We start from the raw sequence: 22,850 nt of genomic DNA, 5'->3' as shown, positions 1-22,850 counted from the left end.
TCAAAGGAACGACAATGGGATTAAATTCAATTCAATTTTTGGTGTATACATTAATTAATGTGTATTGTTTCGTGCTGATCCTGCGTGCTTGGTTTCAGTTCTGCCGGGTGGATTTTTATAATCCGCTGTCGCAAACGCTGGTGAAACTGACCAACCCTCTGCTGGCGCCGCTGCAAAAGCTGGTGCCGACGGTGAAAAATCTGAATCTGGCGGCAATCGCAGTGACGGTTATCCTCGGCGTCATCAAATATCCGCTGCTGAATAAGCTGGGCGCCACGCTGGTGGTGGCCGACCCGCTCAATTACCTGTTTATCGGCCTGCTGCACACGGCGAGAACCTTCGGCGAAGCGGCGCTGTATGTGATTTTTATCGAAGCGATTATGAGCTGGTTTAACCGCGCGCAAAATCCGCTGCAATATACTTTATATCAACTGACGCAGCCGTTGTTAAATCCGATTCGCCGGATTTTACCGAATACCGGTATGATCGATTTTGCCCCGATGATTCTGGCGTTCGCGCTGTTTTACGGCAACCGGGTGCTGTACGATATTTTCCCTGCCCTGTGGCCGCTGGCGTAAAGGCAAAAGTGCGGTGATTTTGCGGAGCGTTTTATGACGGCGGCGGAAAACATCAACGGGGATTTGCGCCTGCGGATTTTCCTACAGCCTAAGGCGAGCCGCGATCACATTGCGGGCGTACATGACGGGGAGCTGAAAATCAGCATCACGGCGCCGCCGGTGGACGGGCAGGCGAACGCCCATTTAATGAAATTTCTCAGTAAAACCTTTAAAGTGCCGAAAAGTACGATCGTGCTGGAAAAGGGCGAACTCAGCCGGCATAAACAAATTCTGATCCCGGCGCCGAAAGTGATTCCGCCGCTGATTCAAACCTTACTGTGAGCCGGCGGCTCGCTTAAATTCAATTCAAAAATACGTTTCTGCGGATTAATTCTGAACCCATCGCGCGCTAAAATGGCCTCCTGCTGATGAGTTTGCTCCACCACCAGCCGGGTGGATTGCGTATAGCGCACGAATTCTTTGGCTTTGGCGATAAGCGCGGTATAAATTTCGGTGTGATTCGGCACATCGCACACAAAAATATCCGTCAGTTGCCAGTAACGTTGCAGCTGAAGGGAAGAAAGGCGGGGATAAAGCTGAATAAAACCGAGCGGCCGGCGGGCATCATCCACCGCCATAAAAAAGATGCTTTCGCTAAAGCGGATGCGGTCGGTCAGAAACGCACGGGTGCGTTCCGGGCTTTCCGGCATGCCCTGCGCCATGCGGTAGCGCTCAAATAAAGCATGCAGGCTGTCAAGATTCCATTGTTCGGCTTTAAAGATCGTCATATTGCGGTAAATCGGCTATTTTTTATAACATTCATACAGTGGATTGTATCTTTTTGCCGCACAATAATCATCTGTTGCGAAAAATTTTTTTTGCAAAGGGCGAAAAATTGCCGAAAAAATAGAAAAATTTGGTATAGTAAACCGGTTATTTTTATTATTAATGCAATGGAGAAAAACAAATGGCACGTCGTCCTTTAGTTATGGGTAACTGGAAATTAAACGGTAGCAAAGCATTTACCAAAACACTGATCAACGAATTAAATACGGAACTGGCCGGCGTTGAGGGCTGCGATGTGGCGATTGCGCCGCCGGTGATGTATCTGGCGGAAGCCGAAGCGGCGCTTGCCGGCGGTAAAATCGCATTAGGTGCGCAGAATGTGGATTTAAACAAACAAGGCGCGTTCACCGGCGATATTTCGGTTGACATGCTGAAAGATTTCGGCGCCAAATACATTATTATCGGTCACTCCGAGCGCCGTCAGTATCACAACGAATCGGACGAATTTATTGCGAAAAAATTCGGCGTGTTAAAACAAGCCGGTCTGGTGCCGGTATTGTGTATCGGCGAAAGCGAAGCGGAAAACGAAGCGGGCAAAACCGAAGAAGTGTGCGCACGTCAGATTGATGCCGTGATTAATACGTTAGGCGTGGATGCCTTTAACGGCGCGGTAATTGCCTACGAACCGATTTGGGCGATCGGTACCGGGAAATCCGCGACACCGGCACAGGCGCAGGCGGTACACGCATTTATCCGCGCACATATCGCGCAAAAATCCCAAGCGGTCGCCGATCAGGTGATCATTCAGTACGGCGGCTCGGTAAACGACGGCAATGCGGCGGAATTATTCACTCAGCCGGATATCGACGGCGCGCTGGTCGGCGGTGCCTCATTGAAAGCGCCTGCCTTTGCGGTGATTGTCAAAGCGGCGGCGCAAGCGAAAAATTAATCGCAATCCGTTTCAGTTAAGCAAAAGTGCGGTAATTTTTACCGCACTTTCTTTATGCCGGCGCGATAACCCTTTATACTACGGCAATTTATGGGATTAAAAGTCAATTTTCTATGTGGCGTTTTTTATATACATTAACCCTGTATGTTCTGCAACCGTTTATTTTGCTGTTTATGCTGATCCGCAGTATTAAGGCGCCGAATTACCGCAAGCGCCTCGGCGAGCGATACGGCTATTATCCGGCCGGCCTGCCGGCACCGCGGCAGTACGGTGTGATTATTCATGCCGCCTCGGTGGGCGAGGTGATTGCCGCCACACCGTTAGTTCGGCGCATTCAGCGGCATTATCCCGATTTGCCGATTACCCTGACCACGGTGACGCCGACCGGTTCGGATCGGGTAAAAGCGGCGTTCGGCGACAGCGTGACTCATGTTTATCTGCCCTATGATTTGCCGACATCGTTGCGACGGTTTATTCATTTTATCCGGCCGAAAGTCTGTATCGTGATTGAAACCGAGATCTGGCCGAATTTAATTCATCAGTTATATCATCGCGGCGTGCCTTTTATTATCGCCAATGCCCGTTTATCGGCGCGTTCCGCCGTCCGTTACGGCTGGATTAAGGATAAATTGCAGAATATGCTGCGTGAAATCCGTTTAATCGCGCCACAGGATGACATCAGCGGCAAGCGTTATCAGATCCTCGGCTATAATCCGAAAAAATTAAAACTAACCGGCAATATCAAATACGACCTGACCATTACCGCCGAGTTGTCGGAAAAAATTCAGGCGCTGCATGACAGCTGGGTGAAGGGGCGCTTCGTGTGGGTGGCGGCCAGCACCCATGAGGGCGAAGAAGGCATTATTCTGGAAACGCACCGCATCTTGCTGGACAGCTTTCCCGACTTGTTGCTGATTCTGGTGCCGCGCCATCCCGAACGGTTTAACGCCGTCGCCGAGTTAATCAAAAAATACCGTTTCAGCTACGTTCGCCGTAGTGATAATATCGCGCCCGACCGCCATGTTCAGGTGGTGCTGGGCGATACCATGGGCGAGCTGATGTTAATGTACGGCATCTGCGATGTGGCGTTTGTAGGCGGCAGTCTGGTCAAACACGGCGGGCATAATCCGCTGGAGCCGCTGGCGTTTAAAGTGCCGGTGATCAGCGGTAAATATACGTTTAATTTCCCCGATGTATTCCGTAAGCTGATTGAAGTGCAGGGCGTGCTGAAAGTCAACGAGAACAGCAAGGCGCTGTCAAGAGCGGTGGCGATTTTCTTAAAATCGCCGCAATTGCGCAAGCGTTACGGCAGCGCCGGTCATGAAGTATTAATTGAAAACCGCGGTGCGCTGCAACGTTTGTTCGACTTATTGCGCCCGTATCTGGAAAGACAGGTATAACAATGAAAACAGCGATTTATCCCGGCACCTTTGATCCGATTACCAACGGACATTTGGATATTATTGAACGCAGCGCGGCATTATTTGCGCAGGTAACGGTTGCGATTGCGGAAAATCCGCGCAAAAAACCGTTATTCGACTTAAGCGAAAGGGTCGCCTTAAGCCGACAGGCGCTGGCGCATCTGCCGAATGTGAAGGTGCTGGGCTTTTCCGGTTTACTGGCGACGGTTGTGCTGGACAATCATATCGATGTGATTATCCGCGGCGTGCGTACCGCCACCGATTTTGAATATGAATTGCAGCTGGCCAGCCTGAACCGGTTGCTGACCAACGGGGTGGAAAGTCTGTTTCTGCCGCCGACGGAAAAATGGGCTTATTTGTCTTCCACCATCGTGCGGGAAATTTACCTGCACGGCGGTGATGTCAGCCAACTGGTGCCGCCCGCCGTTTTTCAGGCGTTGGCGGCGCGTTGAGGGGTGCCCGTTGCCGGTAACGGTACGCGAGGATTAATGGCTCGGCTTATAATGCCGGTACCCCTGTAATAATTGCTGCCAGTTCTGAGCATGAAATCGGATGCCCATTCTGGCGGTTTCTTTCATAAAAGAGCGGTGCAATCGCCGTAAGTTTTCCGCTTTCCAGTTTTCGCCGGATTTTTCACCGCACTTATCAAAATCCAGCAGCCAAAATTTTTCGGGCTGGTCGTCGATATGCTGCACCAAAATATTGTGCGCGTTCAGATCCGTGTGGCAGATTTGCATATCATGCAGCCGGCGGATCAGCCCGCCGATGGTGTGCCAGCCCTGATCCGAGAGGGATTGCCGCTGTAAAAGTGCGGTCAAATCCCGGGCGTTTTCCAGCTTTTCGGTCAGAATATCCGCACGATAACAGCCGAATGCGTTTTTTTCCACTTTGGCGCCGATGGCTTTCGGTACCGGCAGACCGGCGCGCCGCAGTTTATTGAGGAGATGGAATTCGGCGAAACTGCGGGTTTGCGCCAGTTCGGTGAAGCGATAGTGATCTTTATTGATTTTGCCCCACAGCCCGCCGCGGTAATAATGGCGCAGGGCGCAGTTGACACCGAATAAATCCGCCGTTTGAATAAACCAAGTGGTGCCGCGCCCTTTGGCCGAGCCGATAATACGGTTTTGGCGCCGCCAGAAATCCGGCGCGAAAAAACGGTTCTGCTCAGGCAGCGCAGACGAAAAGTTAAAAATAAAAAAATTTTTTTGTTGTTGTAATTCAAGCATATTCCATGGATTTCTTATAAAATAACGCACATAAAATATTCTACTGGAAATTAAGAATAATGCTAGGGTCTGTTGTTCGCAGACCGTTGCTCACAGGAAACCATTATGCCCCTTTTCTCTCAAGCGCCGCAGTCGATTTGTATTTTACGGCTGTCCGCCATCGGCGATGTGTGTCATGCGCTGGCCGCCGTACAGCAGATTCAGCGCCATTGGCGCGACACTAACATCACTTGGATCATCGGTAAAACCGAAGCGCAGCTTTTTGCCCGCGTGCCGGGGATAGAATTTATTGTCTATGATAAAAAAAGCGGCTGGCAGGGCGTACTGGCGTTATGGAAGCAGTTGAAAAACCGGCGTTTTGACGCCTTGCTGAATATGCAGACCGCCTTTCGGGCGTCGATGCTGTCGCTGGGCATTAAGGCGCGTTATAAGATCGGTTTCGGACAAAAACGGTCACGCGAAGGTCAGCGCTGGTTTGTTAACCGCCGCATTGAAGACCCGCAAAATCCGCATGTGCTGGACGGTTTTCTGGCGTTTGCGCAATATCTCGGCGTGCCGGTCGCCCCGCCGCATTGGGATTTGGGCATTACGGAGGCGGACAGACAAACCGTGCGCGGTTATTTTGATCCGGCGCGCAAAACGCTGCTGATTTGTCCCTGTTCCAGTAAAGCGGAAAAAGACTGGCTGACAGAACGCTATGCCGAGCTTGTCAATCTGGCGCAGCGCCATAACCGGCAGGTGATATTATGCGGTTCGGCGGCAAAACGGGAAATGGAGACCGCCGAACGCATTGCGGCATTATGCGATGTCGCGCCGCTGAATCTGTGCGGCAAAACCAGCCTGCCGCAATTTGCCGCGCTGATCGCGATGGCGGATCTGCTGATTGCGCCTGACAGCGGGCCGGCGCATATCGCCACCACACAGGGCACGCCGGTTATCGGGCTGTATGCTTATCATAATCCGTTGCGCACCGGGCCTTATTATAATCTGTCGGAGGTGGTTTCGGTGTATGAGCAGAATGCGCGGCAGCAATTCGCCAAACCGTCCGACCAACTGCCTTGGGCGACCAAATTGAAGGGGAAAAATTTGATGGCGCAGATTCAGGTGGCGGATGTGGCGGCGCAAATGCGCAAACTGGGATTTCTGTGATCGGTTAAAAACAGTTAAATAATAACCGATTTTCCGCTATAATAGCCGTGATTTTCAAGGCAACAATTGATGTTGCCTTTTATTTTTCGATGTAGGAAAGGTCATGCTGAATAATATTTTTTCATGGTTCGAACGACGCCTGAACCCTTATCCGGAGCAGTCTTCGCAGACGCCGGACAAAGGTCTGATCCGTTTTATCTGGTCAAGTCTGGACGGGATGAAAGGCTGGATTTTACTGCTATCGGTGATGGTGGTCGGCACCGGCGTGATTGAAGCGGTGCTGTTTCAGTTTATGGGCGTGCTAATTGACTGGATGGGACAATACACGCCGGCGCAATTATGGGCGGAGAAGGGGCATTTGTTGCTCGCCATGGGCGCGGCGCTGGTGATCAGCGTGGTATGGTCGTTTGTTGCTTCGCTGATTCGGCTGCAGACCTTGCAGGGGAATTTCCCGATGCGTCTGCGCTGGAATTTTCACCGTCTGATGCTGGGGCAAAGCTTAAGTTTTTATCAGGATGAGTTTGCCGGGCGGGTTTCCGCCAAAGTGATGCAAACCGCACTGGCGGTACGCGATACGGTGCTGACTATCGCCGATATGTTTGTGTATATCACGGTGTATTTTATTACCTCGGGTGCGGTGCTGGTGGCGCTGGACGGCTGGCTTTTAGTGCCGTTTATCGTCTGGATCGTGCTGTTCGGTATTATTTTGCGGCTGCTGATCCCGAAACTGGCAAAAACAGCCGAACGTCAGGCGGATGCCCGTTCGCTGATGACCGGACGGATTACCGACGCCTATTCCAATATCGCCACGGTAAAATTATTTTCCCATGGTTCGCGTGAAGCCGCTTATGCCAAACGTTCAATGAAAGAGTTCATGGTCACCGTTCATGCTCAGATGCGTCTGGCTACCTCACTGGACGCACTGACTTATGCGGCCAATGTGGCGCTGACGCTGAGTACGGCGATACTCGGTATTCTGTTATGGCAGCAGGGTGCGGTCGGCGTCGGGGCGATTGCCACCGCAGTGGCGATGGCGTTGCGGGTAAACGGGCTGTCGCACTGGATTATGTGGGAATCGGCGCGTTTGTTTGAGAATATCGGTACGGTAAACGACGGTATGAACACGCTGACCAAACCGCACACCATTGTGGATAAAAAAGAGGCGTATCCGTTACAGGTTTCGCGCGGGGAAATCCGCTTTGATGACGTCAGTTTCTCTTATGATGCGATGAAACCGCTTTTGACACACTTTAATCTGACCATTAAGCCGGGTGAAAAAGTCGGTTTAATCGGTCGTTCCGGGGCGGGAAAATCCACTATTGTGAATTTATTGCTGCGCTTTTACGAATGTACGCAGGGACGCATCACCATCGACGGACAGGATGTTTGTGAAGTCTCGCAGGAAAGCCTGCGCCGTCAGATCGGTCTGGTCACTCAGGACACTTCGCTGCTGCACCGTTCGGTGCGCGATAATATTATTTATGGTCGCCCGGACGCCACGGAAGACGAAATGATAAACGCGGCACAACGGGCGGAAGCGGCGGATTTTATTCCGTTTTTAAGCGATGCAGAAGGCCGCCGCGGATACGATGCCCATGTGGGTGAACGCGGGGTGAAATTATCCGGCGGTCAGCGTCAGCGGATTGCGATAGCCCGCGTGATGCTGAAAGACGCACCGATTCTGCTGCTGGACGAAGCCACCAGCGCGCTGGATTCGGAAGTGGAAGCGGCGATTCAGGAAAGTCTGGATAAGATGATGGAAAATAAAACCGTGATTGCCATTGCCCACCGTTTATCTACCATTGCGGCGATGGATCGCTTAATTGTGCTGGATAAAGGGCAGATTGTGGAACAGGGCAGCCATGCGGAGTTATTGGCGCAAAATGGGCTGTATGCAAAATTATGGCAGCACCAGAGCGGCGGTTTTTTAAGCGAGCATGCCGATTAGCCGCTTTCCGCCATGTAAAAAAAGCAGTTAGCCTTAAGGTTAACTGCTTTTTTATTGGGATGAAAAATTAACGTAAACCCAGTTCAAAAATCAGCGATTCCGCCTGACAGCTAAAGGTAAAATCCGCTTTTAGGACAACGCCGTCGTCAGTTTTCTCAATGCGGGATTGAATCTGGCAAGGATCGGTTTCTGCATTTCTGGCTTTGCGGGTAAATTCTGCCAGCGCGTTTTGCGCCTCTTCTTCGCTGCTATAATGTCTTTCGATATGCGCGGTGCAGTCGCTGTTGTCGATCACCGTGCCGACATCAAAGGTATTACAGCCGACGCATTCGATGGGTTGTTCTTGTTTCATACATACTCCTCTGTTTAGAAAGCATCATCATGTGCGGAAAACAACGATTTTTTTGACCGCACTTTGGACCATGCCCGCCCGTGTATCCGACAGGGCGGGCGCCGATGCGGTTAATTATACCTCATATGTGGTGGAAGCGGTATTGCCGCCGCGACCGGTCCAGTTGGTATGGAAGAATTCACCGCGCGGTTTGTCCGTCCGCTCGTAAGTATGGGCGCCGAAGTAATCCCGCTGAGCCTGCAATAAATTGGCCGGCAGACGCGCCGAGGTATAACCGTCGAGGAAGGTGAGCGCCGAAGCCATGCACGGCATCGGAATGCCGCTTTCCACGGATTTCGCCACCACTTTACGCCACGCCGGCAAGGCATTTTCTAAAATAGTTTTGAAATACGGATCGGAGCCTAAAAAGACCAGATCCGGATTGGTTTGATAGGCATCGCGGATATTGCCGAGGAACCGGCTGCGGATAATACAGCCTTCGCGCCATAATAACGCGGTGGCGCCGTAGTTAATGTGCCAGTTGAAGTGCTCGGAGGCTTCGCGAATCAGCATAAAGCCCTGCGCATAGGAAATAATTTTGGAAGCCAGTAAGGCTTGGCGTACCGCTTCGATCCAGACTTTTTTATCGCCTTCAACCGGGGCAATGGTTTTATTAAACAGATTGGCCGCATCAATGCGTTGTTCTTTAAAGGCGGACACGCAGCGGGCAAAAACCGCTTCGGTGATCAGCGTAAGCGGAATGCCGAAATCCAGCGCGTTGATACCGGTCCATTTACCCGTTCCTTTCTGACCGGCGGTATCCAGAATTTTTTCCACCAGCGGCTGACCGTCGCTGTCTTTGTAACCCAGAATATCCGTTGCGATGTCAATCAGATAACTGTCGAGTTCCGTATTTTTCCAGTCGGCGAAGATGTGCTGCATTTCGTTATAGCTTAAGCCCAATCCTTCTTTCAGGAATTGATAGGCTTCACAGATAAGCTGCATATCGCCGTATTCGATGCCGTTATGTACCATTTTGACGAAATGACCGGCACCTTCTTTGCCCACCCAGTCGCAGCAAGGTTCGCCTTTATCGGTTTTGGCGGCAATGGCCTGCAGAATCGGTTTAACATAAGGCCAGGCCTCTTCGTTGCCGCCCGGCATAATGGACGGGCCGCGGCGGGCGCCTTCTTCACCGCCGGACACCCCGGCACCGACGAAACGGATGCCTTTTTCCGCCAGCGCTTTCACCCGGCGGTTTGAGTCCGGATAATTGGAATTGCCGCCGTCGATGATAATATCGCCCGCTTCAAGATGCGGCAGCAAGGCGTCGATAAACTGATCGACCACTTCACCGGCGCGCACCATTAACATAATTTTACGCGGTTTTTCCAGTTTTGCCGCCAGATCGTCCAGCGAGTAAGCGCCGATAATATTGGTGCCTTTCGCCGCACCGGCTAAAAAATCATCCACCTTGGAAGTGGTGCGGTTATACGCCACCACTTTAAAGCCATGGTCGTTCATATTTAAAATCAAATTCTGCCCCATGACGGCCAGACCGATCACACCGATATCACCTTTAACTGACATATTGTTCTCCTGTTTGTTACAACTTATAAAAATTTTGCCGCATCTTTATCCAGATACCATTCCGTGATGCCGTTTGCGGATTGGATTCTTGCCGCCGGATAGGGCAATTGCTCCGCCGGCGTCGTGCTGATGCGGCGCAGAATTTCCGCCTTGCCTGCGCCGGTCACCAGATAGGTGACGCGTTTGGCTTTTGCGATCAGCGTTGCGCTTTTGGAAATCCGGATTTGCCCGCTTTGCGGGTGTTTGGCGATAAGCGCCGGATGTAAATCGTCAAAATCCGTCTGATTAGGGAACAGCGAGGCGGTATGGCCGTCCGTTCCCATGCCTAAAATAATCCAATCGAATGCCAGATCAGGAACCGTTGCGCGCAGTTCCTGCGTGAAACGGTTAAGCTCCGCCTGTACCGGCTGTTCGCCGCGGATACGGTGAATATTCTGCGCCGGAATGGTAATATGATCGAATAATAATTTCTGTACTTCGCCGTAGTTGCTTTCCGGATCCTGCGGCGGCACCATACGCTCATCCCCCCACCAAAAATGCAGATTTTCCCACCGCACTTCTGAGGCGAACGGCTCGGCGGCCAGCGTTTTAAACAGCAGTTTCGGCGTGCTGCCGCCGGATAAAGAAATATGCACCGGACGTGCCTGTCGGCTGTAGGTGTTCAGCTCGTCGGCAATGCGTTCCACCGCCGCCTGTGCGCTGTCAAAAATAATAGGTTGCATGATTCTTCCTCTGGTGATGTTATACCTATGCCGGCTAATCACGACGCCTTGCGGCGCCGAGCGGCACGCGGGTTAAATCTTTTTCTTCATCAAACCGCTCGGTTTGCGCCATACCCGCCCGGTTTTGGCGATCATTTTATCCGCTTCCACCGGCCCCCAGCTGCCCGCTTCGTATTCGTAAACCCGTCCGCGCTCGGCTTTGTAATCCAGAATCGGTTGGACGAATTTCCAGCAGGCATGCACGGCATCGGTGCGCGCAAATAAGGTGGCGTCCCCTTTCATGGCATCCAGCAATAAACGCTCGTAGGCGCTCAGCAGGCTTAATGTGGCCAGATCCGCATAGCGGAAATCCATCGACACTTCTTTGGCTTCAAAACCGGCGCCTGGTTTTTTTAAGCCGAAACGCATGGAAATGCCTTCGTCGGGCTGAATGCGGATAATCAGTTTATTTTCCGGCGCTTTCTGACTGAATACCGGGTGCGGGGTGGTTTTAAAGTGAATCACCACTTCGGTCACGCGCACCGGTAAGCGTTTTCCGGTACGCACATAAAAAGGCACGCCCGCCCAGCGCCAGTTGTCGATTTCGCAGCGCAGCGCCATATAGGTTTCCGTATCGGAATCCGCCGGTACGCCCTTTTCTTCGGTATAGCCTTTTATTTTTTTACCGTCGATCAACGCGCCGCCATATTGGCCGAGCACCAGATTATTTTTCACATCCTCGGCACTTAACGGGTGCAGGCAGTGCAGCACTTTCGCCACTTCATCACGCATGGAATCGGCGTTGATGATAGCCGGCGGCTCCATGGCGACCATCGCCAGTACCTGCAGCAAATGGTTCTGAAACATATCGCGCACCGCGCCGGAACCGTCGTAATAGCCGCCGCGTTCCTCCACGCCGATTTGCTCTGCGCCGGTGATCTCCACATAATCAATAAAGTTGCGGTTCCACAGCGGCTCGAACAGGCCGTTGGAAAAGCGCAGCACCAGCAGGTTTTGTACGGTTTCTTTGCCCAGATAATGATCGATACGGTAAATCTGATGTTCTTCAAAGAAGCGGTGGATCTGCACGTCTAACGCCTTGGCCGTTTTGATATCGTAACCGAACGGTTTTTCCACGATAATCCGTTTCCAGCCGAATTCTTCGGTGTTTAACCCGTGCGCCGCCAGACATTCCGGAATTACGCCGTACAGGCTTGGCGGGGTGGACATATAATATAATGTGTTGCCGCAGCTCTGATATTTATCGTGCAGTTCGTCAAGACGCGGCGTCAGTTTGGCATAGTCCGATGCCTCGGCGGTATTGATGGCCTGATAATAGAGGTGGCTGCAGAATTTTTCCAGCGTATCGCCGTCGGTTTTTTCCGTTTCCAGCAGCGCGTCGCGCATTTTTTGCCGGAACTGTTCATCGCTCAGCTCGGTGCGGGCGACGCCCAGTACGGAAAAATGTTCGGTCAAACGTCCTATTTTGTATAAATTATACAGTGCCGGAATCAGCTTACGATGGGTTAAATCCCCGGAGGCGCCGAAAATGACAATACAATTATTTTCTGCATTAACGTTCATATTGTTCCTAAATGTGATGTGTCAAAAGAGCTGTAATAATATGCTCAAACAGAATAAATTACCAATAGTTCTGATTAATCGAATTGAAAGATGTTGCGCCAGTCGAGGCGGCGGTCGGCGGCCATGACAAAGTCAGGGTTGACCAGCGTTTCCCGCTGATTGTAGCTCAACGGTCGGAAACGGGTATCGAAGATAAAACCGCCCGTCTCGCCCAACAGCACCTGTGCCGCCGCGGTATCCCATTCGCCGGTTTGTCCCAAACGCACATAGCAATCCGCACCGCCCTGCGCCACCAGCGCGCCTTTCAGACCGCAGGAGCCGCGAATCTGAAATTCACATTGATAATCCGGGTTTAAAATCGACCGCACTTTTTCCTGTGCGGAAGGGGAACCGACGGCGATTTTCAACGGACGTGCCGGATTCAGCCTGCGCGGTACAAGACGTTGCAGCGCATCCGGCGTTTGTTGGTATGCGCCGTAGCCGTGCATGGCGTAATAAGTGTGTGCCGACAGCGGCGCATGGATAATGCCCAGCACCGGGTTGTGATGTTCAATCAGCGCAATCAGCAGGCAAAACTGGCCGCTGCGGTTGATAAAATGCTGCGTGCCGTCCAGCGGGTCGATCAGCCAGTAACGTTGCCAGTGTTCGCGCCGTGCCAGCGGAATATGGCCGCTTTCTTCCGAAAGCACCGGAATGGTCGGCGTAAGTGCGGTCAGTTTTTCGATTAAAAATCGGCTGACAAACAGATCCGCCTCAGTAACCGGCGTATTGTCGGTTTTGGTATGAACGGTCAGGTTACGCTGATAAAAATCGCTTAAGTGGTTGCCCGCTGCCCGGGCGATTTGCAGGACGGACTGCAATAATTGCGGATTCGGTAACACGATAGTCGGTCTCAAGATTCGTTTGGTCGTGATAGTATAACAAAAGAAATGAAAAAGGGTGCAATCATTCGCACCCTTTGTTATCTCAGCGTTTCGCTCTTAATATGCGTAAAGCGAAAATGCCCACGCCGGTTACGAATACCAGTAACCCCAGCGTTTCGGCGATGCCGTCCCAGTTTTCCAGCGTCAGCGCTAACGGCGCATCAGAACCGCCGGAAGTAACCGAGGCGGCAATGATAAAGGCGAGGATAACGCCGATCAGACTTTCACCCACAATAAGACCGGCAGCGAACAGGGTGCCGTAGCGTTCGGCTTTTTTCTTGATGTCGCCGGCGTTTTTGCCCTGTCGGCGGGCATAGCTTTCCAAATGACGGTTGATCACCCAAGACAGCAGCGCACCGATAATAATCGGCGCGTTGATTGACGGCGGTAAATAAATCCCCATACCGACCGCCAGTGCCGGCAGCGCAAAACGGTTGGCGCTGGATTTTCGTAATCCGACGTCGATGCAAATCAGGATCAGACCCAGCATGATGCCCATAAAGATATAAGTCCATTCCAGATTATCGGAGAAAATGCCTTTGGCGATGGTGGTCATTAAGGTTGCCTGCGGGGCGGAAAGCGCCTGTGACGGATCCATCTCCGCACGCGGCATCGCGCCGCTGAAACCATAGGCGTGATAGAGAATTTCCAGCACCGGTGCGATCACCAGCGCCCCGACCACACAACCGATAATCAACGCGACCTGCTGGCGCCACGGTGTGGCTTCTACCAGTAAACCGGTTTTTAAATCCTGTAGGTTATCGTTTGAAATCGCCGCGGTAGTCACCACAATGGAGCCGGAGAAAATGGTCAGTGCGGTTAAAAATTGCTGACCTTCCGTGCTGTCCAGCAAGCCGGAGGTTTTACCGATCAACATTAAGGTTAAGGAAATCAACACCACAGAAATAATGCCGATACCGGAGATCGGGCTGGATGACGACCCCACCAAACCGGCCATATAACCGCATGCGGCGGCAACAAAAAAGCCGATAAACACGGCCAGCGCGGTACACACCGCCACCAGCAATACGGCAAGCTCCGCCGAAACCGGCGCCGCTTCAATAAAGTGCGACAGCGCCAGTGCAATCAGCGCAACGGCCACCAGCGCGATGTAAATCATGGTTTTAGGGGAGAGATCCTGCTGGGTACGGTCATGCTGGCGCAGCGTCGGATCTTTTAAGGCGCGGAAAGATTGCGCCATGCCCTGAATCATCGGTTTCATTAATACCAATAATGTCCAGATCGCGGCGATACCGATCGTGCCGACCCCGATGAAACGCACCTTGCTTTTCCACACGTCCATGGCATAGCCGATCATATCCGCATCGGCCGGCATGGCGGAAGCAGCGGTGAAATAAGGCACCGCCACGCCCCAGGTCAGAAAAATCCCCAGTAAAATGGCGATACCGCCGACAATCCCGACCAAATAGCCGGCACCCAGCAGCGCCAGTGAAAAGCCCATCGGCACCTGAAATACCGCATTGCCGCCCTTAAACCAAAGGCTGGCGCCGTCGGCCAGCAGGCGTAAACCGTTGGTCAGAAAACCGATTACTGCGGCAATCACCCCGCCGGCGGCGATTTCTTTAATTCCGCTTTCGCTGTTGTTATCCTGTTCGTGATTACCCGCTTTCAGAATTTCTGCCGCAGCAACGCCTTCCGGATAAGGCAGATCGCTTTTCACCACCATCACATGACGCAAAGGAATGGTGAATATCACCCCCAGCGTTCCGCCGGCGATACAGATTAATAAGGTTTGCCAGAACGGAAAATCCTGCCAATATCCCATCATCAGCAGGCCGGGCAGGACGAAAATCACCGAAGACAACGTCCCCGCCGAGGAGGCTTGAGTTTGTACCATGTTATTTTCCAGAATATTGGCACCGGAAAACATTTTTAATACCGCCATGGAAATCACCGCGGCGGGGATGGAGGAGGCAAAGGTCAGACCCACTTTCAGCCCCAGATAAACGTTCGACGCGGTAAACACCACGGTAATTAATGCACCTAAAAGCATGCCACGGAACGTCAGTTCCGGCAAACTCGGCGCGAGATGAGTCGATTTCTGCATAATATGCCTCTGTCTTTCTTTGTAATTATTAAAATCGGTGAGAAATTCTACCCCAAGTCGGGGAGAATGAATAAGGGTAATTTATGTTTAACGAAAAAAAAGGCGTTATTTTTTATAACTTCTAAAAAATAACGCAAATTACTGAAAAATAATTAATATTAAGCGGCGGATTTGAGATAATCCCGTAAACTGTAAAGCGCGCTCAGGTTGCGTGCCTCGCTGAAATCGGGATTTTGCAGCAATTCATCGATTTGGTTTAACGGATAACGTACCAGCTGCAACGGCTCCGGTTCATCGCCTTCCAGTTTGCAGGGATAAAAATCCCGCGCGACGAAAATATGCATCGGATTATTCATAAAACTCGGCGAGCTGTTGACGGTGCGCAGATGAATAAACGATTTTGCGCCTAAGCCGATTTCCTCTTTCAGCTCGCGATCGGCGCTTTGCGCCGGCGTTTCGCCGGGATCCATCAGCCCTTTCGGAAATCCCAGTTCATAACGTTCGGTGCCCACGGCGTATTCCCGGATCATCAGCAGATCCTGACCGTCCAGCGGCAAAATCAATACGGCGGCACGGCTGCTCGGCTTAAACCGTTCGTAAACCCGGTATTGACCGTTGGAAAATTTCAGTTCCACCGCCTGAATTTCAAAAATACGCGATTTGGCCGCCACCGATACGGAGAGAATTTCCGGCTTTTTTAATTCCTGCATAAGCACCTCTTTTACAAACTGACGGAATAACGATACCATAAAGCCTTGGCGGAGAGAACAGCGGGAGCGCGAATGGCAAAAATAAACTGGTCGCAGATACAGACCGTGATTCTGGATTTGGACGGCACCTTAATCGATCTCTATTTCGATCATCATTTCTGGTGCGATACGGTGCCGCAGGCGTATGCGGCAAAGCACGGATTATCGCCGGCGCAAAGCCGCACCTTACTGCAACGGCATTATGCCGAGATGGAACAGCGTCTGGAATGGTTCAGTATCGATTTCTGGGCGCAAAAACTGGATTTGCCGCTGCGCGAGTTATTGCGCAAACAGGGCGCGCTGACTAAAGTGCGGTCGGATGTTCACCCGTTTTTGCAGGCGCTTAAGCAGATGAATAAGCAGTTGATATTATTAACCGACAGCCATCCGTTCAGTCTGCAGGTGAAATTAAATCATTGCGATTTGGCACCGCACTTTGACCTTTGTTTATCCAGCCATCAGTTTAATGCGCCGAAAACCCAGCCGCTGCTGTGGACGAATTTGCAGGCGGCGCATTATTTCGACCCACACAAAACGCTGTTCATTGACGATACGGAAACGGTGCTCGACCGCGCCGGCGATTTCGGGATCGCTTACACCGTCGGGGTGGAAAACCCGGACAGCAGTATGGCGGATAAAACCTTTGCACGGCATTTCTCGGTAAAAGATTACCGCACTTTATTGGATTAAATTATGACAAAACATTCAGCGGATTGCACCCGACAGGATGACGATGTACGTCTGGACAAATGGCTGTGGGCGGCGCGTTTTTATAAAACCCGCTCCATCGCCAAAGCGATGATTGACGGCGGCAAAGTGCATTACAACAAGCAGCGCACCAAGCCGAACAAAGCGGTGGAGCTGGGCGCGCGGATTACGCTGCGTCAGGGCAATGACGAAAAAGAGGTGATTGTCACCGCACTTTCCGCCCAGCGCCGTGGTGCGCCGCAAGCACAATTGCTGTATCAGGAAACGCCGGAGAGTGTGGAAAAACGTGAAAAAACTGCTCTGGCGCGTAAAAATAATGCCTTATCCATGCCGCATCCCGATCGCCGCCCGAATAAAAAAGAGCGCCGCGACCTGCTTAAATTCAAACATCAGGCATAGGGTTGTGATTTCGCAATTCGGTACCATATTGTTAGCCGTGTACGAATCACACCGAATGCGGGTGATAACAAATTTAACGCTTAATTAGGATATAACATGACTGATAACGACAAACTTTACCGCTACCTGTTCAAACAGCGCGCGGTACGTGGCGAATGGGTGCGCCTTAACCGAACCTTCAGCGATACGCTGAATACCCATCATTACCCGCAGGCGGTGCAGAATTTGCTGGGCGAAATGATGGCGGCGACCAGTCTGTTAACCGCCACGTTAAAATTTAAAGGCGATATTACCGTGCAGATTCAGGGCGACGGGCCGCTGAAACTGGCGCTGGTGAATGGTACGGACAGCCAGCAGATCCGCGCGCTGGCCCGGTTGCAGGGCGAGATTGACGACGATATGCGCTTAACGCAAATGGTCGGCAAAGGCGTGCTGGTGATTACCATTGCCCCGCAGCAAGGCGAGCGCTATCAGGGCATTATTCCGCTGGATAAACCGACGCTTGGCGAATGTCTGGAGGATTATTTTATGCGCTCCGAGCAGCTGCAAACGCAATTGATTCTGCGCAGCGGCGAATTGCACGGCGAACCGGTCGCCGCCGGCGTGCTGTTGCAGATCGTGCCGGACGGTTCCGGTTCGGCGGAGGATTTCGAACATCTCGCCACTCTAACCGCAACGGTAAAAGACGACGAGCTGTTCAGCCTGACGGCGGAAGCACTGCTGTATCGGCTGTATCATGAAGAAACGGTGGAAATTTATCCGCCTCAGCCGGTCGAATTTCATTGTGGCTGTTCGCCGCAGCGCTCCGGCGCCGCGTTAATGTTGATTTCCGATGCGGAACTGGATGACATTTTAGCCGAACATAACGGCAGTATCGATATGCAGTGCGAATGCTGCGGCACCCATTATTTATTTAATAAAGAGGCGATTGATAAACTGAAATCGCAGGCGGCCGATTAAGCGGAAAACGAATGCGCGGGGCTTTCCCGCGTGTTTGCGCGATGAATCTGTAAGCGGTATCGCAGTCCTAGCGCCAAACGGCCCGCCGGTCAATTATGCGGCTTTGATTTATATCATTAACTTCAACTATTCTTAGAAAAATTGCAATTATTTTCCAATTTTGAGATCAATCTAACATTTTTTTCCCCTCGCTTTAAATATAATGTTTAACAGTTTTTGTCTCAACTTTAAATATTAACTTTCAATCGAGGTGTATTATGACAGATGTAAACAAAGTAATCAGCGAACTTGGCGAACTAGGTATCTACGATGTGAAAAATGTTGTTTATAACCCGAGTTATGAACAATTATTTGAAGAAGAAACCAAACCGGGTTTAGAAGGATTTGAAAAAGGTACCGTGACGAAATCCGGCGCGGTGGCGGTCGATACGGGAATTTTTACCGGTCGTTCCCCGAAAGACAAATACATCGTGCTGGATGAAAAAACCAAAGACACCGTATGGTGGACCAGCGAAGCGGCGAAAAACGATAACAAGCCGATGAATCAGTCCACCTGGCAGAGTTTAAAAGAACTGGTGACCAAACAGCTTTCCGGCAAACGCTTATTTGTGGTCGATGCGTTCTGCGGCGCGAATCCGGACACCCGTCTGGCGGTGCGTATCGTCACCGAAGTGGCATGGCAGGCACATTTCGTCACCAACATGTTTATCCGCCCTTCCGCCGAAGAATTAAACGGTTTTAAACCGGATTTCGTGGTAATGAACGGTTCTAAAGTCACCAATCCGAACTGGAAAGAACAGGGCTTGAACTCCGAAAACTTCGTAGCGTTCAACATTTCCGAAGGCGTGCAGCTGATCGGCGGTACCTGGTACGGCGGCGAAATGAAAAAAGGTATGTTCTCCATGATGAACTACTTCCTGCCGTTGCGCGGTGTGGCGGCGATGCACTGTTCCGCCAATGTGGGCGCCAAAGGCGATGTGGCTATCTTCTTCGGTTTATCCGGTACCGGTAAAACCACGCTTTCCACCGATCCTAAACGTCAGTTGATCGGGGATGACGAACACGGCTGGGATGACGACGGCGTATTCAACTTTGAAGGCGGTTGCTATGCGAAAACCATTAAACTGTCCGAAGAAAACGAACCGGATATTTACCGCGCAATCCGCCGCGATGCCCTGTTAGAAAACGTGGTGGTGCTTGCGGACGGCACAGTGGATTTCGACGACAGCTCAAAAACGGAAAATACCCGTGTTTCTTATCCGATTTATCATATTGATAATATCGTTAAACCGGTCTCCAAAGCAGGTCATGCGAAGAAAGTGATCTTCTTAAGTGCGGATGCCTTCGGCGTGCTGCCGCCGGTATCTAAATTAACGCCGGAACAGACGAAATATTATTTCTTATCCGGATTTACCGCAAAACTGGCGGGTACCGAACGCGGCATTACCGAACCGACACCGACTTTCTCCGCCTGTTTCGGTGCGGCGTTTTTGACCTTACATCCGACACAATATGCGGAAGTGCTGGTTAAACGGATGGAAGCGGCCGGTGCGGAAGCGTATCTGGTCAATACCGGCTGGAACGGTACCGGCAAACGTATCTCGATCAAAGATACCCGCGGCATTATCGACGCCATTTTAGACGGTTCCATCGATAAAGCGGAAATGGGCTCGCTGCCGATCTTCAACTTCGCCATTCCTAAAGTCCTGCCGGGTGTGGATCCTGCTATTCTGGACCCGCGCGACACCTATGCCGACAAGGCGCAATGGCAGGAAAAAGCCGAAGATCTGGCAAGCCGTTTCGTGAAAAACTTCGAGAAATATGCCACCAATGAAGAAGGCAAAGCATTAATCGAAGCCGGACCGAAAGCGTAATCACACAAAAACATAGCGAAATATCACCGCACTTTGGGAGCCGTTCCGAAGTGCGGTTTGTTTTTTCGCTATTTCCGTTAACTTGTGCTAAAGTTTACCACCTTATCACTCGTCGGGATAAAATATTATGCGGGGTATGCTGATGAGCAGCTTAACCCGAAGAGAAAATTATGTTAGATATCGTTTTATATGAACCTGAAATTCCGCAAAATACCGGGAATATTATCCGGTTGTGCGCCAATACGGGCTTTCGCCTGCATCTGATCGAACCCTTTGGTTTTACTTGGGATGATAAGCGTCTGCGCCGTTCCGGTCTGGATTATCATGAATTCGCTCAGATTAAAAAGCACAAAACCTTTCAGCATTTTCTGCAGGCGGAAAATCCGGCGCGTCTGTTCGCCATGACCACCAAGGGCGGGCCGGCGCACAGTGAAGTGCGGTTTGAATCCGGCGATTATTTAATGTTCGGCCCGGAAACCCGCGGTATTCCGACGGTGATTTTAGATAGCCTGCCGCCGGCGCGCAAAATCCGCATCCCGATGACGGCAAACAGCCGCAGTATGAATTTATCCAATTCCGTTGCCGTTGCGGTCTATGAAGCCTGGCGCCAGCTGGGTTATCAGGGCGCGGTAAACCGCAATGTTGAATGAACATAAGTAAAGAAAATTGCCATGACTGAAATAACGCTGAATTATCACAAAACCCGTTTTCTGACCAGCGCCCCGAATATCAAAGCGCTGCCGCCGGATGAAGGCATCGAAATCGCCTTTGCCGGCCGTTCCAATGCGGGAAAATCCACCGCGCTGAATGCACTGACCCAGCAGAAAAATCTGGCGCGTACCTCTAAAACTCCGGGTCGCACGCAGCTGATTAATTTATTTGAAGTGGAACCGCAGTGTAAATTGGTGGATTTACCGGGATACGGCTATGCCGCAGTGCCGGAGCAGATGAAAATCCAGTGGCAGAAAGCCCTCGGCGAATATTTGCGGCAACGCGACTGTCTGGGCGGGCTGGTGGTGTTGATGGATATCCGCCATCCGCTGAAGGATCTCGATCAGCAAATGGTGCAATGGGCGGTAACCGCGGATTTACCGGTGCTGATTTTACTCACCAAAGCGGACAAACTCAGCCAGAGCGCCCGCAGCAAGCAGCTAAAAATGGTGCGCGAGGCGATTTTGCCGTTTCAGGGCGATGTACAGGTCGAAGCCTTTTCCGCCCAGAATAAAATCGGCATTGATCAATTGTCGGCAAAGCTGGATAGCTGGTTTGCTCCGCTTTTGGCGGCATAATATACGATTTTTACGATCCCGATCGCAAAACGGCGTGCGTTCAATTTATTTTGGCGCACGCTGTTTTTATATTGGTGCTGATTCAGTCAGACGGGAATTGTTATGTCATTAGCTATTGTGTACAGCCGCGCCTCCATGGGCGTGCAAGCGCCGCTGGTTACCATTGAAGTGCACTTAAGTAACGGCAAACCGGGGTTTACGCTGGTGGGATTGCCGGAAAAAACCGTGAAAGAGGCGCAGGATCGGGTACGCAGTGCGCTGCTGAACGCAAATTTCAAATACCCGCCGAAACGCATTACGGTCAACCTTGCACCGGCCGATTTGCCGAAAGAAGGCGGGCGTTTTGATTTACCGATCGCGGTGGGGATTCTGGCGGCTTCCGGACAGATCGCGGCAAAACATCTGCAACGTTTTGAATTACTGGGCGAGTTGGCATTAACCGGCAGTTTGCGCGGGGTACACGGCGTGATTCCGGCGATTCTGGCGGCGAAATCGGCGCAACGCAGTTTGATTATTGCCCGCCATAACGCCAATGAAGCGGCGCTGGTTTCCGATCAGGATTCCTATTTTGCCGATTCGCTGCTGGAGGTGGCGCAGTTTCTCAACGATCAGGCTACACTGCCGACGGCGACGCCTTCGACACTGCCTCACGGGGAGAACTACGCGCATGATAATCCGAAAGATCTGACCGACATTATCGGTCAGCAGCACGCCAAACGGGCACTGATTATTGCGGCGGCCGGGCAGCATAACCTGCTGTTTCTGGGGCCGCCGGGAACGGGAAAAACCATGCTGGCAAGTAGGTTGACCGCGTTGCTGCCGGAAATGTCCGAGCAGGAGGCGATCGAAACCGCATCGGTAACCAGTCTGGTCCACAATGAACTGAACTTTCACAACTGGAAGCAACGTCCGTTCCGCGCGCCGCATCACAGCGCCTCCCTGCCGGCGTTGGTCGGCGGCGGCACCTTGCCCAAACCCGGCGAAATCTCTCTGGCGCATAACGGCGTGCTGTTTTTAGACGAATTGCCGGAATTTGAGCGCAAGGTGCTGGATGCCTTGCGTCAGCCGCTGGAAAGCGGGGAGATTATTATTTCCCGCGCCAATGCTAAAATTTGTTTTCCGGCGCGTTTTCAGCTGATTGCCGCTATGAATCCCAGCCCGACCGGGCATTATACCGGGCAGCATAACCGCACCTCGCCGCAACAAGTAATGCGTTATCTGAACCGCTTATCAGGGCCTTTTCTGGATCGTTTCGATTTGTCTATCGAAGTGCCGTTGCTGCCGCAAGGCGCGTTGCAGCAGAGCGGCGAACGGGGAGAAAGCAGCGAAAAAGTGCGGTCAAAAATTCTACAGATTCGGGAAATTCAGTTTGCCAGAGCCGGCAAAATCAATGCCCATCTCAGCGGCAGGGAAATTGAACGGGATTGCCGGATTGGCAGCCGTGATGCCGAATTTCTGGAAAATGCGCTGACTAAGCTGGGGCTGTCGGTACGGGCTTATCACCGCATTTTGAAAGTGTCGCGCACCATTGCGGATTTAAGTCAGGAACGGGATATTTCACGTCCGCATTTGGCCGAAGCGCTGGGATACCGGGCGATGGATCGGTTATTGCAGAAATTGTCAAATCAGCTCTAGGCA

At 51.8% G+C, this 22,850-nt stretch carries 23 protein-coding genes; 14 read left to right on the top strand and 9 right to left on the bottom strand.

Features of this window, described 5'->3' with window-relative positions; all coding sequences use genetic code 11:
* Positions 1-14: 14 nt before the first annotated feature.
* A complete protein-coding gene (locus ACESOH_RS03365; protein ID WP_032093207.1) occupies positions 15-578 on the top strand; it encodes a YggT family protein in 564 nt (187 codons plus the stop codon).
* A gap of 33 nt (positions 579-611) precedes the next feature.
* Positions 612-899, top strand: coding sequence for a DUF167 family protein YggU (gene yggU / locus ACESOH_RS03360; protein ID WP_373099661.1), 288 nt, complete (start codon positions 612-614; stop codon positions 897-899).
* On the opposite strand, the gene ACESOH_RS03355 is transcribed toward yggU, so the two are convergent.
* Positions 884-1,345 carry a GNAT family N-acetyltransferase gene (locus ACESOH_RS03355; protein WP_373099659.1) on the bottom strand — a complete coding sequence of 154 codons (462 nt, stop codon included), beginning with the start codon at positions 1,343-1,345 and terminating at the stop codon, positions 884-886. The two genes, yggU and ACESOH_RS03355, sit on opposite strands and share 16 nt — an antisense overlap.
* 179 nt (positions 1,346-1,524) lie before the next feature.
* Between ACESOH_RS03355 and tpiA the strand changes: the two genes are divergently transcribed.
* From tpiA to coaD, 3 genes are all read left to right on the top strand, one after another.
* Positions 1,525-2,292: a triose-phosphate isomerase gene (gene tpiA, locus ACESOH_RS03350; protein WP_373099657.1), complete on the top strand. Its 768-nt coding sequence runs from the start codon at positions 1,525-1,527 to the stop codon at positions 2,290-2,292.
* 113 nt (positions 2,293-2,405) lie between these two features.
* A complete protein-coding gene (gene waaA / locus ACESOH_RS03345; RefSeq protein ID WP_373099656.1) occupies positions 2,406-3,692 on the top strand; it encodes a lipid IV(A) 3-deoxy-D-manno-octulosonic acid transferase in 1,287 nt (428 codons plus the stop codon).
* Between the two features lie 2 nt (positions 3,693-3,694).
* Positions 3,695-4,165: a pantetheine-phosphate adenylyltransferase gene (coaD, locus tag ACESOH_RS03340; protein ID WP_032093212.1), complete on the top strand. Its 471-nt coding sequence runs from the start codon at positions 3,695-3,697 to the stop codon at positions 4,163-4,165.
* Between the two features lie 33 nt (positions 4,166-4,198).
* On the opposite strand, the gene ACESOH_RS03335 is transcribed toward coaD, so the two are convergent.
* Positions 4,199-4,939: a 3-deoxy-D-manno-octulosonic acid kinase gene (locus ACESOH_RS03335; protein ID WP_373099654.1), complete on the bottom strand. Its 741-nt coding sequence runs from the start codon at positions 4,937-4,939 to the stop codon at positions 4,199-4,201.
* Positions 4,940-5,044: 105 nt separating this feature from the next.
* Between ACESOH_RS03335 and ACESOH_RS03330 the strand changes: the two genes are divergently transcribed.
* Positions 5,045-6,088 (top strand): glycosyltransferase family 9 protein, encoded by a 1,044-nt coding sequence (locus ACESOH_RS03330; RefSeq protein WP_373099653.1) that lies wholly within the window; start codon positions 5,045-5,047, stop codon positions 6,086-6,088.
* Positions 6,089-6,191: 103 nt separating this feature from the next.
* Positions 6,192-8,036: an ABC transporter ATP-binding protein gene (locus ACESOH_RS03325; protein WP_032093215.1), complete on the top strand. Its 1,845-nt coding sequence runs from the start codon at positions 6,192-6,194 to the stop codon at positions 8,034-8,036.
* Between the two features lie 67 nt (positions 8,037-8,103).
* Here ACESOH_RS03325 and ACESOH_RS03320 read toward each other — a convergent pair whose 3' ends face one another.
* The 7 genes from ACESOH_RS03320 to nudE form a co-directional block, all read right to left on the bottom strand.
* Positions 8,104-8,388, bottom strand: coding sequence for a YfcZ/YiiS family protein (locus tag ACESOH_RS03320; protein WP_032093216.1), 285 nt, complete (start codon positions 8,386-8,388; stop codon positions 8,104-8,106).
* Positions 8,389-8,502: 114 nt separating this feature from the next.
* Positions 8,503-9,957, bottom strand: a complete 1,455-nt coding sequence (gene gnd, locus ACESOH_RS03315; RefSeq protein ID WP_373099652.1) for a decarboxylating NADP(+)-dependent phosphogluconate dehydrogenase — start codon at positions 9,955-9,957, stop codon at positions 8,503-8,505.
* A gap of 23 nt (positions 9,958-9,980) precedes the next feature.
* Positions 9,981-10,679, bottom strand: coding sequence for a 6-phosphogluconolactonase (pgl, locus tag ACESOH_RS03310; RefSeq protein ID WP_373099651.1), 699 nt, complete (start codon positions 10,677-10,679; stop codon positions 9,981-9,983).
* 72 nt (positions 10,680-10,751) lie between these two features.
* Positions 10,752-12,242: a glucose-6-phosphate dehydrogenase gene (gene zwf / locus ACESOH_RS03305; protein WP_373099650.1), complete on the bottom strand. Its 1,491-nt coding sequence runs from the start codon at positions 12,240-12,242 to the stop codon at positions 10,752-10,754.
* 74 nt (positions 12,243-12,316) lie between these two features.
* The gene (gene cysQ, locus ACESOH_RS03300) at positions 12,317-13,126 is read right to left on the bottom strand and encodes a 3'(2'),5'-bisphosphate nucleotidase CysQ (protein ID WP_373099880.1); all 810 of its coding nucleotides are present in this window, start codon (positions 13,124-13,126) and stop codon (positions 12,317-12,319) included.
* A gap of 82 nt (positions 13,127-13,208) precedes the next feature.
* Entirely contained in the window at positions 13,209-15,233 is a 2,025-nt protein-coding gene (locus ACESOH_RS03295) for an OPT family oligopeptide transporter (protein WP_373099649.1), read from the bottom strand.
* Between the two features lie 158 nt (positions 15,234-15,391).
* The gene (gene nudE / locus ACESOH_RS03290) at positions 15,392-15,943 is read right to left on the bottom strand and encodes an ADP compounds hydrolase NudE (protein ID WP_032093342.1); all 552 of its coding nucleotides are present in this window, start codon (positions 15,941-15,943) and stop codon (positions 15,392-15,394) included.
* 72 nt (positions 15,944-16,015) lie between these two features.
* Here nudE and yrfG point away from each other — a divergent pair, with 72 nt between their 5' ends.
* From yrfG to ACESOH_RS03255, 7 genes are all read left to right on the top strand, one after another.
* Positions 16,016-16,672, top strand: coding sequence for a GMP/IMP nucleotidase (gene yrfG, locus ACESOH_RS03285; protein ID WP_373099648.1), 657 nt, complete (start codon positions 16,016-16,018; stop codon positions 16,670-16,672).
* 3 nt (positions 16,673-16,675) lie between these two features.
* Positions 16,676-17,089: a ribosome-associated heat shock protein Hsp15 gene (gene hslR / locus ACESOH_RS03280; RefSeq protein WP_032093222.1), complete on the top strand. Its 414-nt coding sequence runs from the start codon at positions 16,676-16,678 to the stop codon at positions 17,087-17,089.
* Positions 17,090-17,185: 96 nt separating this feature from the next.
* Positions 17,186-18,049 carry an Hsp33 family molecular chaperone HslO gene (gene hslO, locus ACESOH_RS03275; RefSeq protein ID WP_373099647.1) on the top strand — a complete coding sequence of 288 codons (864 nt, stop codon included), beginning with the start codon at positions 17,186-17,188 and terminating at the stop codon, positions 18,047-18,049.
* A gap of 257 nt (positions 18,050-18,306) precedes the next feature.
* Positions 18,307-19,923, top strand: a complete 1,617-nt coding sequence (gene pckA / locus ACESOH_RS03270; protein WP_373099646.1) for a phosphoenolpyruvate carboxykinase (ATP) — start codon at positions 18,307-18,309, stop codon at positions 19,921-19,923.
* 170 nt (positions 19,924-20,093) lie between these two features.
* Positions 20,094-20,573, top strand: coding sequence for a tRNA (uridine(34)/cytosine(34)/5-carboxymethylaminomethyluridine(34)-2'-O)-methyltransferase TrmL (gene trmL, locus ACESOH_RS03265; protein WP_373099645.1), 480 nt, complete (start codon positions 20,094-20,096; stop codon positions 20,571-20,573).
* 21 nt (positions 20,574-20,594) lie between these two features.
* The gene (yihA, locus tag ACESOH_RS03260; protein WP_373099644.1) at positions 20,595-21,212 is read left to right on the top strand and encodes a ribosome biogenesis GTP-binding protein YihA/YsxC; all 618 of its coding nucleotides are present in this window, start codon (positions 20,595-20,597) and stop codon (positions 21,210-21,212) included.
* A 102-nt stretch (positions 21,213-21,314) separates the two neighbouring features.
* Positions 21,315-22,847: a YifB family Mg chelatase-like AAA ATPase gene (locus ACESOH_RS03255; RefSeq protein WP_032093227.1), complete on the top strand. Its 1,533-nt coding sequence runs from the start codon at positions 21,315-21,317 to the stop codon at positions 22,845-22,847.
* Positions 22,848-22,850 lie beyond the last annotated feature (3 nt).

This window comes from Necropsobacter rosorum (assembly GCF_964241405.1).
Classification (GTDB): Bacteria; Pseudomonadota; Gammaproteobacteria; order Enterobacterales; family Pasteurellaceae; genus Necropsobacter; species Necropsobacter rosorum.
The sequence above is the reverse complement of the archived record's forward strand: the minus strand, read 5'-3'. Positions and strand labels throughout refer to the sequence as shown.

Coding starts and splice junctions, on each gene's coding strand:
- ACESOH_RS03365 (WP_032093207.1), top strand. CDS start 15: ATGGGATTAAATTCAATTCAATTTTTGGTGTATACATTAATTAATGTG.
- yggU (WP_373099661.1), top strand. CDS start 612: ATGACGGCGGCGGAAAACATCAACGGGGATTTGCGCCTGCGGATTTTC.
- ACESOH_RS03355 (WP_373099659.1), bottom strand. CDS start 1,345: ATGACGATCTTTAAAGCCGAACAATGGAATCTTGACAGCCTGCATGCT.
- tpiA (WP_373099657.1), top strand. CDS start 1,525: ATGGCACGTCGTCCTTTAGTTATGGGTAACTGGAAATTAAACGGTAGC.
- waaA (WP_373099656.1), top strand. CDS start 2,406: ATGTGGCGTTTTTTATATACATTAACCCTGTATGTTCTGCAACCGTTT.
- coaD (WP_032093212.1), top strand. CDS start 3,695: ATGAAAACAGCGATTTATCCCGGCACCTTTGATCCGATTACCAACGGA.
- ACESOH_RS03335 (WP_373099654.1), bottom strand. CDS start 4,939: ATGCTTGAATTACAACAACAAAAAAATTTTTTTATTTTTAACTTTTCG.
- ACESOH_RS03330 (WP_373099653.1), top strand. CDS start 5,045: ATGCCCCTTTTCTCTCAAGCGCCGCAGTCGATTTGTATTTTACGGCTG.
- ACESOH_RS03325 (WP_032093215.1), top strand. CDS start 6,192: ATGCTGAATAATATTTTTTCATGGTTCGAACGACGCCTGAACCCTTAT.
- ACESOH_RS03320 (WP_032093216.1), bottom strand. CDS start 8,388: ATGAAACAAGAACAACCCATCGAATGCGTCGGCTGTAATACCTTTGAT.
- gnd (WP_373099652.1), bottom strand. CDS start 9,957: ATGTCAGTTAAAGGTGATATCGGTGTGATCGGTCTGGCCGTCATGGGG.
- pgl (WP_373099651.1), bottom strand. CDS start 10,679: ATGCAACCTATTATTTTTGACAGCGCACAGGCGGCGGTGGAACGCATT.
- zwf (WP_373099650.1), bottom strand. CDS start 12,242: ATGAACGTTAATGCAGAAAATAATTGTATTGTCATTTTCGGCGCCTCC.
- ACESOH_RS03295 (WP_373099649.1), bottom strand. CDS start 15,233: ATGCAGAAATCGACTCATCTCGCGCCGAGTTTGCCGGAACTGACGTTC.
- nudE (WP_032093342.1), bottom strand. CDS start 15,943: ATGCAGGAATTAAAAAAGCCGGAAATTCTCTCCGTATCGGTGGCGGCC.
- yrfG (WP_373099648.1), top strand. CDS start 16,016: ATGGCAAAAATAAACTGGTCGCAGATACAGACCGTGATTCTGGATTTG.
- hslR (WP_032093222.1), top strand. CDS start 16,676: ATGACAAAACATTCAGCGGATTGCACCCGACAGGATGACGATGTACGT.
- hslO (WP_373099647.1), top strand. CDS start 17,186: ATGACTGATAACGACAAACTTTACCGCTACCTGTTCAAACAGCGCGCG.
- pckA (WP_373099646.1), top strand. CDS start 18,307: ATGACAGATGTAAACAAAGTAATCAGCGAACTTGGCGAACTAGGTATC.
- trmL (WP_373099645.1), top strand. CDS start 20,094: ATGTTAGATATCGTTTTATATGAACCTGAAATTCCGCAAAATACCGGG.
- yihA (WP_373099644.1), top strand. CDS start 20,595: ATGACTGAAATAACGCTGAATTATCACAAAACCCGTTTTCTGACCAGC.
- ACESOH_RS03255 (WP_032093227.1), top strand. CDS start 21,315: ATGTCATTAGCTATTGTGTACAGCCGCGCCTCCATGGGCGTGCAAGCG.